Raw genomic sequence first — 16650 nt, 5'->3', positions numbered from 1 at the left:
TACTATTTTACAATAATTACCTATCAATCTCACCAAAGACTATGTCGAGTGAACCGATAATTGCTGCAATGTCAGCAAGCATGTGTCCTTTTGCCATGAAATCTAAGGCCTGTAAATGCGCAAAGCCAGGTGCTCTTATTCGACATCTATAAGGTCTATTGGTACCATCTGAAACTATATATACTCCAAACTCGCCTTTTGGTGCTTCAACAGCCACATAAGCCTCACCTTCTGGCACATGATATCCTTCTGAATAAAGCTTAAAATGATGAATCATAGCCTCCATGGATTCTTTCATTTCTGCTCTTGGCGGTGGAGAAATTTTTCTATCTTCAGTTTTTATTGGCCCTTCAGGCATTTTCTCTATGCATTGCTTCACCAAGCTAACAGACTGCCTAATCTCTGCCATTCTTACTAAATAACGATCATAACAGTCACCATTTTGGCCGATAGGTATATCAAAATCTAAATGATCATATATCTCATATGGCTGGCTTTTTCGCAAGTCCCAAGCAAGTCCAGCAGCACGGAGCATTGGTCCACTAAAGCCCCAATCAAGCGCCTGTTTTATTGATATTTCACTAATTCCTACAGTGCGTTGCTTCCATATCCTATTTTCCGTTAAAAGTTCATCAACATCATCTATATACTTTGGAAATTGCTCTATAAATTTTGCAATATCTTCAATCAAACCTTCTGGGATATCTGCTGCAAGTCCACCTGGCCTTATATAAGCTGCGTGAAATCTTGCACCTGAGGCCCTTTCATAGAACTCGAGTATTTTTTCTCTCTCTTCAAAGAGCCATAAAAGAGGAGTCATCGCCCCAACATCAAGTGCTTGAGAAGAGATATTTAGTAAATGATTTAGTATTCTTGTCAGCTCACAAAACAAAACACGCAAATATTTTGCTCTAATTGTAATTTCACATTGCAACAATTTCTCTACACACAACGAATATGCATGCTCTTGTGACATTGGCGACACATAATCAAGGCGGTCAAAATAAGGCAGAGCTTGAAGATATGTTTTATGTTCTATCAATTTTTCAGTGCCACGGTGCAAAAGCCCAATATGGGGGTCTGCTCTCTCGATCACTTCACCATCCATCTCTAAAACAAGTCGTAGCACCCCATGTGCAGCTGGGTGCTGAGGACCAAAATTTAGCATCATTGTCTTTAGATCAGGCATGCTTTTGTAGCTTGAGGTATTGGAATTGTATAGGGTAAAATGTGCTTAAAGTCAATAGGCTTCTTGTACAAGCTATAACTCATCGTTACAATAGAAAAACTCTCAAAAACTTCACCACTTCTTCATGATCTGATAGACAATGTTTATGTGTCACATACAATTATTGCACTTATGTTGATCAAGGCAGCGAAATTATGTATAGATAATTTTGATTGAGAAATAGTTTTTCTACTATATAAATTCTACTTTAGAGTAATCAAAATTAATGAAAGACAATAAATATAGTTTGGGTTTAAGGATCATTCATTGGTTAATGTCTGCTTTTATTATTGGCATGCTTTGTTCTGGACTATACATGAAAAATTTGCCGATTAGCAGTGAAATTAAATTCAGCATATACGGTGTTCATAAGGCTTGTGGTATCACCGTTCTTGGATTAATTATAGTACGTATATTTTTTCGCGTCTTTACTTATGTTCCGCCATTAACAGCCAATTTTTCTCGATTTGTAATCAATGCGAGCAAAACGATACACTTTGGTTTATATGCTTTGATGGTGCTAATGCCACTATCTGGTTATGTCATGTCTTCTGCTTCTAGCAAAGAGATCAAATATTTTTTTCATATCCCTTTATTAATTAACCATAATGCAGATCTAGCTAGTGCAGCTAATCAGTTACACTCGATACTTGCATATTTTATGATACTCTTTATAGCCTTGCATATAATTGGTGCTTTAAAACACACATTTATAGATAAACAAAACATTTTTAAACGTATGATATAGGTTATATGTTAAGTACCCTCTGGAAAAAAGGAACAAATTTTCTCGGTAGTGAGTTTGCCATAATGGGTGGCGCTATGAGCTGGGTTTCAGAGAGAAATTTGGTTTCAGCAATCTCAAATGCTGGTGGATTTGGCGTGATTGCTTGCGGTGCAATGTTTCCAGACTTACTGAAAAAAGAAATCATAGAGACACAGAAATTAACTAACAAACCATTTGGTGTAAATCTAATTACTATGCACCCAAAGTTGAGTGAGTTGATAGATGTGTGCATTGAAACGAAAGTAAGCCATATAGTGCTTGCCGGTGGACTACCAACGAAGCCTAATATAGAAAAAATCAAGAGTGCGTGCATTGAAGTTATGTGTTTTGCACCAGCATTAAGCCTCGCGAAAAGGTTAGTAAAAATGGGAGTAGATGCGTTAATAATAGAAGGAATGGAAGCAGGTGGGCACATAGGTCCAGTTAGCACTTCCGTTCTCGCACAAGAGATATTGCCTCATTTTAAAAATGAACAAATACCAGTGTTTGTCGCAGGTGGAATAGGAAGAGGCGAAATGATAGTGAACTATCTAGAAATGGGAGCAAGTGGCTGTCAAATAGGTACATTATTTGTCTGCACAAATGAGTCAATTGCCCACAAAAATTTTAAAGAAGCATTCATCAAATCAGCTGCGCGTAATGCTGTATCTTCTGTGCAGATTAGTGCTGATTTCCCTGTAATTCCAGTAAGAGCTATAGCCAACAAAGCAAGTGACGATTTTATGGAGCATCAAAGAGACATTATTGATAAATATCAAAATGGAGAAATCTCAAAAGAAAATGGGCAGCTTGAAATAGAAAAGTTCTGGGCTGGAGCCTTAAGAAGGGCAGTAATTGATGGAGATGTTGAAACAGGATCTTTAATGGCCGGTCAAAGTGTTGGCATGGTTGATAGAGAAAAGCCTGTAAAAGAAGTGATAGATATGTTAGTTCAACAGGCAAGCAATTATGTTGAAATGTAAAATCAGCAATCAGCAAAGAAAATAGTTAGCAAATTGCTATAATTATCCTCAATAAGGCATAACTGCCCATTTTTAATGTAAAATTAACGCTAAAGAGGTATTCATACATTTTGTTATGTGTGGAGAAATGTTATGCTAAGTCGTTTTGCAAAACATCAGAAGAGTGAAGATATTAATCAACAATTGTACAATGCTATATACAAAAAGGTCACAAAAAAAACACATAATCATGAAAATCTAAAAAAGGGAGATGGAACTATCGCAAAATGCATAGAGTTGTTTAACAAAGGAGCTGATCCCAACGTATTAATTGAATTAGAAAAGTCATTGAGAAAACAAGAAGAATATTATAAATATTATATTGACAACTTCCTTCCAGCATTGAAAACAAAAGTGATAGAGTCAGAGGAATTAATGAAATCTTCAGTACTTAACAATGAAGAAAAATCATCACAAAGATCACCAACAAGAAGAGAAAAAATATTAGAAATAATTTTAGAGATTACAGGGATTACTAATAAAAGTAGTGACAAAGATCATTCTAGTAGCACTATTCAAAATCAGAAAAGTCTTAGAAGTAATCAAGCAAATAGACAAAATAATACTATGGAACTATTTAACAAACAAATTCTTTCTGGTGAAGTTGAAATTCCCAAAAATTCAGGTATTAATCCTCTGGAAAAGGATTCTTTAGCTAAGGGTGTAAGTGGAAAAGGAATCTCTGGAACATATAATTCCTTGAGAAGTTTAGATAGTTATGATGCTTCAACAATTCTTACATCAAAACAACCGCAAGCAAGAAAGAAGATCACAAAATCACAATTGAATAGTCAATCTGATCTTTCGATTGATAGTAAAGATTTAAAAAATGAAAAGCCTAATATAACTGTGAATGCTGTAGAAGTGCCAAGTGGTGCAAATACTTCTAAACTCAGTAGTAGTAGTGATTTAGATAGTCGAATAAATTCATCTAGCTTGGCATCAAGTAGCAGAAGGAACAGCTTAACTTCAGTAACAAGCATTTCATCTGAGGAAAGTGTACACTTAAAATTAAACCCTGCTGAGGAAGATAATAGTTTGCAACTAGAAGATGAAGGAAAAACAAAATTAGCACATCCGAACAAAACAAGGCCCAAAGGCCCAAGCGGAAGAAGATCCCCTTCTAAACATTATAAGAAGACTGAAGAAGGGCCTCATTGTGTGATCTCAGTGACATGCAGTAAGGTAAAAGATACAATGCAATCCAATAATTATGAAAATAATAGTAAAAACAAAAATCTTCACGTCGCACTTGTAACAAGTTCTGCTCTCTTAGCAATAGGGTGCATTTTTGCAGGAGCAATGACATCAGGATTAGTAGGAGCAGGACTGTTTGTGGTGGCTGCAGTGTTTGCTACGGCAGCTGCTGCTGAATTTTGTTCAAATATTCTGTCAAGTAAATTGACATCCATTAGTGTGAGTCCTCTTGTTGATAATAAAGAGCTAACACGGTGATAAAAGTTAAATATGAGTTACTTATGGTGAGTAAGTGAATTCGGTTCTTGCCTATTGATGTAAAAATTGTTACATTTGAGGAGTATCTTAAAGGTATTTAGCTGATGCGTATTCAATTGGGTAGAGTTTTTGCTATTGTAGCCCTGTTAAGTTTTATCTTCATGTCATGTTCTAGCAAAGCAAGTGATGAATTGAAAAATATACCAGGAACGTTGAAAGAACTTATTTCTTCATTTTCAGTTAAAGATACTATGGAAAATATGAATCCTTCGACAATTATAGGGTTATGTATAGCTACAGTGATACTTGCAGTAGTGTTCAGAGGTCTAATTTTCTTCATGATACTGTTTGGTGTACTGATCATGATGTTTGGGAGTACAGAAAAAGCAACAGATTACTTGAAAGAAAAATTCAACTTTGCAAAAGATGTAAAATTACAGCCCGACAGCGAAAAAAAAGATAAAAATTAAGATAGTATTTTTATGTTTTTTTAATTATCTTTTTATTGAATACACATAATGTTGTATGCAACCAAAAGTACCGGCCACTAGCTCTAATTCTGAAAAAAAGAACAATTTAGCGTTACTAGAAAGTATTAATTTAGATTTTATCCCTTATGCTTGCCACTACGATGAAGAAACTATACTAACAAAACAGGGGGAATTGTTAAAAATAATCAAGTTAGAAGACTATTCTTCAGTTGATAACTATGGTGATCTTAGAACTGAAATTAGAAAAAGTATATCAAAAAATATCCAGAGTTTATATTTTACAGTTTGGATTCACACTGTCCGTAAGCGCAATAAACTGAGCTTACAGTGGAATAAAACTGCAGACTTTTCCGATCAGCTACACTCAACGTGTTTTAATAAACTAGTTGATAGTAAACTACAGTATATAAATGAGTTATACATTGTGGTGTTACTTAGTGATTTTGGCAAACATATTAATAATGCATTTTTTTTTGGCAGGATAAAGAATAGGCACAAGTTATTTTTACAAAAAAATCATCAAGAATTACAAAAAATAACTGACCTTATTCAAAAAGATTTAGAACCTTTTGGAGCTAAAAAACTGGGCCTTAGATCTAGTGAAGGCAAAATATATTCTCAAATGATGGAATTTCTCCATTACATTATTACATTAACGCACAAAGATTATCCAATATGTGAAAGGGATCTATCGCAGCATGTGAAAAACCTAAAAGTAGCTTTTGGTTTCAATAAATTTCAAACATCGTTTGAAGGTCAACAGAAGTTTGGTTCTATTTTTTGCATAAAGGAATATGGAGAAATCCCCTTAGAAAATATAGATAGGTGTTTGCAACTTGACTCTGAGCTTATCATCACAGAAATAATAATATTTACTAGTAATAATAAAGCAGTAAAAGAATTCAAAAAACAAATTAATATACTGCAAATCAGTGAGGACAATACCTTACTTCAAAACTCAGGAATAAATGAAATAATAGAGCTTGAAAAAATTTCTGCTATGGATTTTTGTCAACAGAAAATTATTGTTACAATCTTTGCAGATGATAAGAATAGGTTAGCTAAAAATATCAGCGATTTATCCTCTGTAATGTCGTTAATCGGGTTGATGATGTTTAGAACTGATCTGCACATGGAAAATCATTTTTGGGCGCAGCTTCCTGGAAACTTTGCTTTTGTTACACAACCAAAAAATATATTAGAAAAATATGCTTGCAGCTTTGCTATGTTGCATGATTTTACATCAGGTACGTTAAAAGGAGGAAGATGGAAAGAAGCAGTAACAGTTTTTTTTTCAAAAAAAGGCAGTCCTTACTTTTTTAACTTTCATGGAAAGAAAAATAATGGTCATACCACAATACTTGGAGCTCCAAATTCAGGTAGAACCTCACTGATCAATTTCTTACTTTCGGAATCAAGAAAATTTAACCCTAGGATTGTTATATTGGATAATACTGGAAAATCAATAATATTTACTAAAGCAGTAAGCGGGCAATATTACATAATTGATCCAAAATATAAAGATAAAAGTCTAAAATTTAACCCACTGAACATTGAAGATAGTGCTTCTAATCGCAATATGCTTGTTGAATTGATCAAAAGGATGGTTGCAGATGCAAGTTTGGTAGACATAGAAGAAAAGACAAAAAAAATTGTAGATTCTATATTTGCTATACCAAGAGAATCGCGATCTATTTCTCAAATTTCTGAAGTGCTTTTACTTCTTGGAGGCAAAATAAGTAAATGGTGTGGTGAAGGTGAATTTGCTTACTTATTCCAAGATGGTGATGAGTCAGATATTGACTGGGGAACAAAAACTATATCCCTCAATACTGCAAATCTCACTAAGCAAAAAGAATGTATGTCCGTGATACTTTACTATTTCTTATACTCTTTCGAAGCAAAATGTGATGGCTCACCTGCAATACTTGTTTTGGATGAAGCATGGGAGATAAGTAATATTTTTCCTACAGAGGGAGAGTTTGACGACTGGATGCAAAGAATGACAAAGTTAAATGTTGTAGTAATTCTAAGTACTGAAAACTTAAACCTAGCATTTGCTAGCAAGTTTACTCAATATTTAGATAAGCATGTCGATACGAGAATCCTGATGCCGAACATAAATGCAAACAGGTTATACATGAAAGCATTTTCTCTGTCGAAAGAGGAACTGAATGTCATTTTGCAAACACCAACACAGGAAGGTTTATTTTTGATAAAGCAATACAAAGGTTTAGTAACTTTAAATCTAGATTTGAAGAATATGAAAGAAATACATGTACTTTCAGCTAATAAAGAGACTATAAAGTATATGTATGAAGCAATAAAGGAAAAAGGCGAAAAAGTGAGTAAGTGGTTACCGGCGTTCTATGAAAAATGTAAAGCTTAATTTTTTATTGATATTCTCCTTGATATTTTGTCTTTCTTATCAAGGATATGCTGATTGTCCGTATTTTGTAAAGAGCAATACTGAACTTGAGGTTGTAGGAAATAAAACAGGAAAAGGTATTGCAAATTTTTTTAAAGGCAAGTGGAGCGATTTAGACTTTGACAAAAAATTATTGCAATTTATTAAAGTTACAGCAGTAAATAATCAGGGACCAGAAGGTTACTTCGATCCAAAGATTAAGGTCTGCAATTACGAAGGGAAAGACAACTGTTATATATTATCCAGCGGAACATCTTGCCACAAAATATATGGCACACAAGCCACAGGTGCTGGAGTTTCTGCAGCAGCTTTTATCGATTGGGAAGGAGATAAAATGTTAGCTGATGGAACAATTAAGACAGATAACAGTAAAGAAATCAAAGAAGGAATTGCGAAACTCCTTGAATGGGAATGGGCAGATGGTGTTAATGATGAAGAAAAAGTAAAATTTGTTAATGCCCCTAAAATATGCGCTTGTAGTCAAAAGGGGGCTTGTATGTCAGGAATTTCTTCATGGGGCTCTAGAGTATTTTCAGGGGAAAATATTTTCCGTCCAGGGAATATGGAAAATGTTTGCGATACCTGCTATCAAACCAAAGTACAATGTGTGCCTGTACCACTTGCACCTGGCCCACCTCCATTTTGTGAACAACTTGCGATGTCACCACCACAAGTTAGAATTGTTCCTATAACAAATGAAGAAAATGATTATTTCCATCCAAGAGTTGGAGTCATTATTGGTGAGCTGAAAGAAAGAAGGGAGCTACCTTTTCCGCGCGGTTTTTCAAATAGTGAGAATACTCCGATTTATCCATTTACTATTAAAGATACTATCCATTATCTCAAAACCTATAGAAAAAAAGGTCAGCTCTGCGCTGAATACTATGGTACTGAGGAAGAAGAGTCCGAAAGAAAATTACAATTTCCTGCTCGCTGCTTCCCAGCGCCACCTGCTCCAAAGATTGAAGAAGTGAGTATACCAAAGCCTAATGAGGGTAAAGGCGAAAATACGCTAAAAGTAAAAATGAAGATGAGTGAGAACGTTTGTACTTATGACGCACGTGGAACTCACAGTAATGGCATCTGTACTTTTTATGTTAATAAAAATTCTCCTACATATGTTGGCCATCTACCTTTAAAAGTAGTAAAGCCAGCAATAGTGGCAAAAACAACTGATAGCAGTAACAGTAAAAGCGACATCGATAGCGTAATAGAAGGTATATTAAAAAATAATTCGCAATTTGAAGTTCTAGAAAAATATGGGTATGTTCCCGATATCGAAGCAGAATGTAAAGAGCTTCAGAATGGTAAGTGCAAACTAGATGGCTCAGGATATCCAAAAGTAGAAATAAAATATAAAGAAAATCCTAAAAGTAAAATGCTATGCCTTTCTGGTTGGCAGCCAGAACCGGAGGAATTCGTTCTTGAAAAAGGAAGTGAGCTAATATCACTGAAGTCAATGAGAGCAAGCTATGCTAAACACAATACTGTTTACTCGAAAGAATCAAATCAATCTTATTATTTTCCTTGCAAAAAAGGGGGAATTATTGAATTAGTTGATGTTTTAGCAAAGCCACAAGATGCAATGAATAAAATAATATTCAATAAGAAAGGATATATTTCTATTCCTGAAGAAAATAAGCCTAGAGACAATTGCATGGCAAAAGAGGATAAAGAGGTAGATACAAAACAAAATTGTGACAAATGCAAAATAGTATATGAGTTAACAGATGGAAAGTATGAAGAAAAAAACTGTAATCACGGTGATGATGGTTGCCTCTGCTTTGATGGAGTATGTAGTCGCTCAACACAGTATGTAGATAAGAATGATAAACTATTTTACTTAAGATATGAGGAAGTGGATTGCAAGGATAAGGATGGTAAAACAGTAAAAAACGAGAAAGGTGAAATAGAAAAGTGCACACAATTAAAAAATCAACCGATTAAAGCAAATAGAACAGAAGTCTTTTTTGCTGATAAATTATGCAGATTCGATTTAGATGGTTTAAAAAAGAGATTGCGTGAAATAATAATAGCACAATTGAAACATAAGAAGAAGATTATTGAAGACAGGGATCAAAAACTTTATGAGCTTGGAGATGGCTATACAGATGATCTGTCAATGTATGATTACGTTGAAATAGAAGCATGGGGAGGTGGTGAAGCTGGTCATATAGCTGATAAAGCTCGTTCTACTGTAAGTAGACTAGGAATGCCAGGTGATTACATTAAAGCTAAACTGAGAGTCAACCCTAGTTATCCCTATATTAAAGCAAAAGTGACAGAAGGAGGTGGTGGACAAGAAGATGATGAATCTAACAAGGATGGGGGACCAACTTTAATAAAAATGTGCAGAGACTCTTCAGAAACAATTTGTAAAGATTTAATTACTGTTGCAGGCGGAGGTACATACAGAACCTATGGGGGAAGGGATTACAAAGATACAATAATTCATGAACAAAGTTTAAAATTAAAAGAAGAAATTAAGAAAGGGGACAAGCTAAACTCTAGTAAAGATAATAAAATAGCATATATAGAAAATGGTGAGATTGGGTATAAAGATGTAACAAAATGTAGTAAAAACTACGTGAATAAAACATATGGTGCTGGCGGTTGCATCAACGAAAGCAGCAAAAATTACAGCAAGGGCGCTCCTGGTTATGTGAAAATTAAACCTATATTTGATGAAATTAATAAAGAAAGAGTAAAAAAAATAGATGATGCTATTGAAAAAATGATACAAAATCCAGATGACATCACAGGTATTGATGATTCCTTAATAAATAAACTTGATAAAAAGATTATTGATACAATTAAAGAAGAAATTAGAAAAGAATTGTTAGGATTATAGTCAAAGGACCCTGATGGTTGCAAATGGGGTAAAGTTGAATTTACATCACTGAGAGTATCTGTTCAGATGCATGTCAAACCAGTGTTTCTTTTCTTGTATCTCAGTTCCCATAATGTCATCCCAGTGCGTGACACCCATTTCTTTCTATAGTATTTCCCAAAGCAAATGATAAAGGTATAATAAAGTATTTGAGTTATAATGGCATATAGTGTGGATTTAAGGGAAAAGGCAGTATTGATGATAGAAAAAGGGAAGACAAAGGTTGAGATAGCAGAGCTCATGGAGATAGGAATAGCAACTCTGTACCGCTGGTTAAAAAAGAAAGCTGCTGGTGAAAGCTTAAAGCCATCTAAAAACGGTAGCTTTATTCGAAAAATAGACCCAAAAATACTCGAAGAATATGTTACAAAGAATCCAGATCATACTCTGGCAGAGATGAAACAAAATCTTGGATTTGGAATAAATTCAATTTGGTATAGACTAAAACAGCTAAAAATTACATTAAAAAAGTCACACTATATCAAGAGCGCAATCAAGAAGATAGGCAGCAATTTATTGATAAAATCTCAAAAATAGAACATTCCAGCATCTTATATATAGATGAAGCAGGAGTTGATAATAAGTTATACCGAGAATATGGACGTGCTCCAAGAGGAAAGAAAATTTATGCAGATATTCCAGGGAGAACTCGAGAGAGAATCAGTATAGTAGCCGGGTGGATTGGAATGAGATTTATTGCACCAATGACTTTCAAAGGTGGGTGTGAAAAAGAGGTATTCAATATATTGTTGGAGAAGATGTTATTACCTAAATTGCCACTTGGCACAACCATAGTTATGGATAATGCTACATTTCATAAGACCAAAACCATTACTGACGGAACAAATAAGAAACATTACAAACTCGTTTAATAGTAGTACTGGAAATATTGATACCAATTCCCATTAGTAATAAAACACATGAAAAGGAGCTCTTTTTGCCTATAATTAGGGAGTTAAGCAAATTTATAACCTACCTCATTTGTCTTGCCAATAACGATTATTGGTATGACAATAAAATTACACAAAACATCTTCAAGTAAACCTATGGTATCGTAGATACTATTGCGTAAAGTATTGTATTTGATATATTGCCACAACCTTTCAACAGGATTCAGTTCCGGTGAATAAGGAGGCAAGTATATGATGGTAATGTTTTCCTGAATTTTCAAACTTTTTGATCTATGCCAACTTGCACAATCCATTACAAGAAAGGCTTCTTTCGTGCCTAAATCTTTCGACATCTGCTCCAGAAATATATTCATACAATCAGTGTTTACATATGGAGCAAGTAGGCTAATTTTCTTACCACTTCTTGGATTTACCGCACTTTAGATATAGAAATTTTGTCTACCAATTTTCATTTTAACCTGCGTTCTGACCCCTTTTTTAAACCATCCGTGTCCGATTTTTGAATGAGTCCCAAATCGTGATTCATCAAAAAAAAACACCTCCCTTTTAGGGTGGAAATTGACTATTTTATTGAAGTATCTTTTAAACTCTTCTTGCTTGTTTTTATCTTGTTTATGGTGCATTGGCCTCGGTGTTATGTAAGAAAATTTCATCCTTTGTATCTCACGGTGCACTGTTGATTTGCTGATGTTTATACCAATTCCCGCTATAGAAAGAACAGATAGAGAATAATGGGGAAAAAGTCATACTAGAGTAAGTGAAATAGCGAGGTATAAATGGCATTAAGGTCAAAACTATTAGACGAAAGAGTTGTAAATTTAGCGAAAGAAATGTTAAAAAAAGGTAAGAAATAACGCATATGTTTCAAAAAAGTTACAAGCGGTGATAGCAGGAAAAGAAAGTAGTATAAGCGCTGTGGCAAGAATATGTAAAATTTCAAGGACTGCTTTGACTGAATGGATAAAGCATCTAAAATTTGGTAGAGTAGAAAAATTATTTGCCCCGTTTCAGCGGAGAAGAAAAAGCAAATTAAACAAAAATCAACGTGAGCAAATTGAAATATGGGTAGAAAGAAATCCAAATATTACTATTAAGGAAGTACAAATAAAAATCTCAGAGGAATTTGCCCTAAACATCAGCAAATCAACAGTGCACCGTGAGATACAAAGGATGAAATTTTCTTACATAACACCGAGGCCAATGGACCATAAACAAGATAAAAACAAGCAAGAAGAGTTTAAAAGATACTTCAATAAAATAGTCAATTTCCACCCTAAAAGGGAGGTGTTTTTTTTGATGAATCACGATTTGGGACTCATTCAAAAATCGGACACGGATGGTTTAAAAAGGGGTCAGAACGCAGGTTAAAATGAAAATTGGTAGACAAAATTTCTATATCTAAAGTGCGGTAAATCCAAGAAGTGGTAAGAAAATTAGCCTACTTGCTCCATATGTAAACACTGATTGTATGAATATATTTCTGGAGCAGATGTCGAAAGATTTAGGCACGAAAGAAGCCTTTCTTGTAATGGATTGTGCAAGTTGGCATAGATCAAAAAGTTTGAAAATTCAGGAAAACATTACCATCATATACTTGCCTCCTTATTCACCGGAACTGAATCCTGTTGAAAGGTTGTGGCAATATATCAAATACAATACTTTACGCAATAGTATCTACGATACCATAGGTTTACTTGAAGATGTTTTGTGTAATTTTATTGTCAATATTTCCAGTACTACTATTAAACGAGTTTGTAATGTTTCTTATTTGTTCCGTCAGTAATGGATTTTGGTATTACAACTAAAGTAGGATTTGAACGTGCTACTCAAAAGCATAATTGTGATACTTTAGAAAAAGTTGAAATTGAAGTGATTAGCTATAGTATTTTCTAAAATGAATGGATAAATTTCCATTATGGTATTACCAACCAAAAGTTGTAAGTCTGTACATTTATACATTAGAGGTCTGAGGCGGCTTTTGATGGTATGCCAACAGTGTTCTATGGGATTCAAATCTGGTGAATATGTTGGAAGATACAGCACATGAAAGCCAAAAGACTCTATTAATGATTTTGTTTTAGTGGTCTTATGAAATGTAGCATTATCCATAACTATGGTTGTGCCAAGTGGCAATTTAGGTAATAACATCTTCTCCAACAATATATTGAATACCTCTTTTTCACACCCACCTTTGAAAGTCATTGGTGCAATAAATCTCATTCCAATCCACCCGGCTACTATACTGATTCTCTCTCGAGTTCTCCCTGGAATATCTGCATAAATTTTCTTTCCTCTTGGAGCACGTCCATATTCTCGGTATAACTTATTATCAACTCCTGCTTCATCTATATATAAGATGCTGGAATGTTCTATTTTGAGATTTTATCAATAAATTGCTGCCTATCTTCTTGATTGCGCTCTTGATATAGTGTGACTTTTTTAAAGTAATTTTTAGCTGTTTTAGTCTATACCAAATTGAATTTATTCCAAATCCAAGATTTTGTTTCATCTCTGCCAGAGTATGATCTGGATTCTTTGTAACATATTCTTCGAGTATTTTTGGGTCTATTTTTCGAATAAAGCTACCGTTTTTAGATGGCTTTAAGCTTTCACCATCAGCTTTCTTTTTTAACCAGCGGTACAGAGTTGCTATTCCTATCTCCATGAGCTCTGCTATCTCAACCTTTGTCTTCCCTTTTTCTATCATCAATACTGCCTTTTCCCTTAAATCCACACTATATGCCATTATAACTCAAATACTTTGTTATACCTTTATCATTTGCTTTGGGAAATACTATAGTTTTCTCATCTATCTTATTTTGCTACTCTGCTGAACAGATACGTCAATTTTATCTACTGATGAGCTAGGTTTGTTGTTCTTCACATGTTGTGACAAAAGCTCCTTAACTCCTTTTTTCACAAGAAGTACTGAATTTGTATCCTTTTCAAGCATAAAAACTGTAGAGTTTTCAATTATCTCAGCTATTTGTAAAGGAGTATCTCCTGAAAGGTTTTTAATATTAGCATCAGCTCCTTTTGCTAATAGTAATCTTGCTATTTCTTTGCGGCCTGTTATAGCTGCTATATGTAGAGGTGTATTGCCAATCTTATCGCCAATATTGACATTTATTCCTTCTATACTAAGTAATAACTCAACTATTTTCTTATGGCCATTCTTGATAGCTACACTTAAAGGATCTCTATCGACATTACAGCCATTGACCTTAGGACCATTATCAAGAAGCAACTTGACTACTGCTTCATGCCCATTCTGAGCAGCTAGATACAAGGGTGTGACATTATTTTTTTATCTACTATGTTAACATCAGCATTTTTTGTGCTAATTAATAGTTCAACTATTTCAGTATGTCCGTTGTGAGAGGCTAAGTACAGAGCTGTTATACCAAATTCATTGTCTTTAGCATCAATCTCAATTTCTTGAGTATTAAGTAACACCTTTACAACTTCTACAAGTCCATTTTGAGCAGCAATATGTAAAGGTGTCTTACCATCAGTACAGTCTTTTATATTGGGATCAGCTCCCGCTTTAATTAACTCCTCTACTATAGCTTTGCTTTTAGCTACAACAGCAAAGTGTAAAACTGTACTGCCTTTAGTAGTTCTTGCATGAATATTAGCTTCTTTACTGATTAGTAACTTTACTACGTCTAAATGTCCTGAATAAACAGCAAAATGCAAGGCTGTAAATCCTTTTTTATCCTTGATATTGATATCAGTTTTTACATTAAGTAATAACCTAACTTCATTTATGTTACCATTATAAGCGGCTTGATGTAATAGAATATTTTCAACCGGGAGAGATTGATTGCTGAACATATTTACCTCTATATAATAGTATGCCTAGTGGTACTACATCAAAACAAGGAACATTCAAGAAAAATTTTTGCATCTGGCAATCTATTTTCTCTATTCTAATATATACAAACTCTTTAAACCCACCTTGTAATCAGGATAAACTAGAGAGACACCAAGGTCTTTTTTAATTTTATTATTGCTTACTTTTTTTGACCCTAAATAAAAACCCCGTGCGTAATTTGGTACGGAAGAAATCTCAACTGGCTCTGGAGGGCTAATATTGAGAAGCTCGGCTGCATACGTGACCACTTCAGATTGCGTAGCAGGTAAATCATCTGCACAATTGTATATCTCATAAGGCTTTATATTTTGCATGGAAGAAAATAAAATATTCGATATATCTTCAACATGAACACGAGAAAAAATTTTTTTCACATTTCTTGCTTTGCCAAGCTGCAGGTCAATTAGCGCATTTCTACCAGGACCATATATCCCAGCCAAACGAAAAATATGTACAGGCAATTTGCTACTTAGCCACTTCTTTTCAGACTCAAGGCGCTTTTCTCCTCTAATTTCTATAGGCTTTGTTTCAGATTCCTCATTCACCCAATTACCACAGTGGTCACCATAAACATTAGTTGCAGACAGATAACCAAGCCATTTAATATTCTCCAGACAATGACCGTATCTCTCCATAACATCATCTCCGTCTGGAGGAATAGAAACTAAAACATGCGTTACGCTTTTAAGCAGATCTTGATCAACCTTTTCATAATCAAAAAGTTGTATATCTTTATTTCTTGATGTACCGTTAACTTTCCAGCCTAAATTTAGCAATTTTTTCGATAGAAATTTAGCTACATATCCGTAACCAAAGCAAAACAAGTGCATGGAAATTAATTTCCAAAATTCTTCTTGATAAACTCAACCCCTAACCTTATTCCTTCTTCATTAATAATATGGCCTAATCCATGAATTGGGTATCCTTGAGCGTTTACTCCATTTTCTTTCAGAGCTTTAACCGCTAAATCAAGGGAAGAAAAAGGTACCACATCATCAGCGTCACCATGAATAATACATATGTTAGGTTTTGATTTGATCTCCGGTGCAGTTTTTGAAGGCGAAAGAAATCTACCAGAATACGCAACAACTGACGCACAAGACTGAAGCCGGGTAAGAGCCACATGTATTGCAAGCATTGCCCCTTGAGAAAATCCAACTAAAGAAAGCTGAGTATCTTTTAAATTAAGCTCCTTTAATTTTGTATCAATAAAATGATTTACAATTGATGCAGCATTTTTCACTCCATTATATAGTGCTTCTTCACTACGATCCTCTAAACTAAACCACTGATAACCATCACCTATTTCCCTCTCAAACGGAGCATTCGGTACCACAAAACATGAATCGGGTAAAAATTTGCTCATAACTTTAGCAAGGTGAGCGAAATTATCGCCACTTGAACCCCAACCATGAAAAAAAATAATCAAATTTTTCTTATTTCCATTTGGACAAATTTCTTGGCTTTTAAGTTCAATCATCTCTTTTGTGTTTATGTTTTTTTGTAAAACTGACTCATGCATCAATATTAAACAAAATTCTATAAAATTCAAGAATTTCCACATCACCCAAAAAGGTAAAAT

At 34.3% G+C, this 16650-nt stretch carries 15 protein-coding genes and 2 pseudogenes; 9 read left to right on the top strand and 8 right to left on the bottom strand.

Annotated features, from left to right (window positions below):
• Nucleotides 1-16 precede the first annotated feature (16 nt).
• Nucleotides 17-1189, bottom strand: a complete 1173-nt coding sequence (locus M3L71_RS02235; RefSeq protein WP_280143860.1) for an NADH-quinone oxidoreductase subunit D — start codon at nt 1187-1189, stop codon at nt 17-19.
• Nucleotides 1190-1454: 265 nt separating this feature from the next.
• Between M3L71_RS02235 and M3L71_RS02230 the strand changes: the two genes are divergently transcribed.
• From M3L71_RS02230 to M3L71_RS02195, 8 genes are all read left to right on the top strand, one after another.
• Nucleotides 1455-1976, top strand: coding sequence for a cytochrome b (locus tag M3L71_RS02230; RefSeq protein ID WP_280143859.1), 522 nt, complete (start codon nt 1455-1457; stop codon nt 1974-1976).
• Between the two features lie 5 nt (nt 1977-1981).
• Complete coding sequence (locus M3L71_RS02225; protein ID WP_280143858.1) at nt 1982-2977, top strand: NAD(P)H-dependent flavin oxidoreductase; 996 nt, start codon at nt 1982-1984, stop codon at nt 2975-2977.
• 117 nt (nt 2978-3094) lie between these two features.
• Nucleotides 3095-4471, top strand: coding sequence for a DUF350 domain-containing protein (locus M3L71_RS02220; protein ID WP_410543488.1), 1377 nt, complete (start codon nt 3095-3097; stop codon nt 4469-4471).
• A 104-nt stretch (nt 4472-4575) separates the two neighbouring features.
• Nucleotides 4576-4941, top strand: coding sequence for a hypothetical protein (locus M3L71_RS02215; RefSeq protein ID WP_280143857.1), 366 nt, complete (start codon nt 4576-4578; stop codon nt 4939-4941).
• Between the two features lie 55 nt (nt 4942-4996).
• On the top strand, nt 4997-7351 hold the full coding sequence (locus tag M3L71_RS02210) for a VirB4 family type IV secretion/conjugal transfer ATPase (RefSeq protein WP_280143856.1): 2355 nt from the start codon (nt 4997-4999) through the stop codon (nt 7349-7351).
• Nucleotides 7332-10241, top strand: a complete 2910-nt coding sequence (locus M3L71_RS02205) for a hypothetical protein (RefSeq protein ID WP_280143855.1) — start codon at nt 7332-7334, stop codon at nt 10239-10241. The genes M3L71_RS02210 and M3L71_RS02205 overlap by 20 nt, the downstream gene beginning before the upstream one ends.
• A gap of 198 nt (nt 10242-10439) precedes the next feature.
• A complete protein-coding gene (locus tag M3L71_RS02200) occupies nt 10440-10817 on the top strand; it encodes an IS630 transposase-related protein (protein ID WP_280143348.1) in 378 nt (125 codons plus the stop codon).
• Nucleotides 10742-11152, top strand: coding sequence for a transposase (locus tag M3L71_RS02195; protein WP_349292726.1), 411 nt, complete (start codon nt 10742-10744; stop codon nt 11150-11152). The genes M3L71_RS02200 and M3L71_RS02195 overlap by 76 nt, the downstream gene beginning before the upstream one ends.
• Nucleotides 11153-11235: 83 nt before the next feature.
• On the opposite strand, the pseudogene M3L71_RS02190 reads toward M3L71_RS02195, so the two are convergent.
• Nucleotides 11236-11889, bottom strand: a pseudogene (locus M3L71_RS02190) (IS630 family transposase); the annotation flags it as partial.
• Nucleotides 11890-11967: 78 nt separating this feature from the next.
• On the opposite strand from M3L71_RS02190, the pseudogene M3L71_RS02185 reads away from it, so the two are divergent.
• Nucleotides 11968-12974 (top strand): annotated as a pseudogene (locus M3L71_RS02185) (IS630 family transposase).
• 65 nt (nt 12975-13039) lie between these two features.
• On the opposite strand, the gene M3L71_RS02180 reads toward M3L71_RS02185, so the two are convergent.
• The 6 genes from M3L71_RS02180 to M3L71_RS02155 form a co-directional block, all read right to left on the bottom strand.
• Complete coding sequence (locus tag M3L71_RS02180; RefSeq protein WP_280144099.1) at nt 13040-13540, bottom strand: IS630 family transposase; 501 nt, start codon at nt 13538-13540, stop codon at nt 13040-13042.
• Entirely contained in the window at nt 13533-13937 is a 405-nt protein-coding gene (locus tag M3L71_RS02175) for an IS630 transposase-related protein (RefSeq protein WP_280143199.1), read from the bottom strand. The genes M3L71_RS02180 and M3L71_RS02175 overlap by 8 nt, the downstream gene beginning before the upstream one ends.
• Before the next feature lie 63 nt (nt 13938-14000).
• On the bottom strand, nt 14001-14438 hold the full coding sequence (locus M3L71_RS02170; protein ID WP_280144098.1) for an ankyrin repeat domain-containing protein: 438 nt from the start codon (nt 14436-14438) through the stop codon (nt 14001-14003).
• A gap of 32 nt (nt 14439-14470) precedes the next feature.
• Complete coding sequence (locus M3L71_RS02165; RefSeq protein WP_280143854.1) at nt 14471-15028, bottom strand: ankyrin repeat domain-containing protein; 558 nt, start codon at nt 15026-15028, stop codon at nt 14471-14473.
• A gap of 90 nt (nt 15029-15118) precedes the next feature.
• Entirely contained in the window at nt 15119-15898 is a 780-nt protein-coding gene (locus tag M3L71_RS02160) for an SDR family oxidoreductase (protein WP_280143853.1), read from the bottom strand.
• 5 nt (nt 15899-15903) lie between these two features.
• Complete coding sequence (locus M3L71_RS02155; protein WP_010402683.1) at nt 15904-16548, bottom strand: alpha/beta hydrolase; 645 nt, start codon at nt 16546-16548, stop codon at nt 15904-15906.
• Nucleotides 16549-16650 lie beyond the last annotated feature (102 nt).

This window comes from Wolbachia endosymbiont of Frankliniella intonsa (assembly GCF_029856955.1).
Lineage (GTDB): Bacteria > Pseudomonadota > Alphaproteobacteria > Rickettsiales > Anaplasmataceae > Wolbachia.
This window is presented reverse-complemented; position numbering and strand designations above follow the sequence as displayed.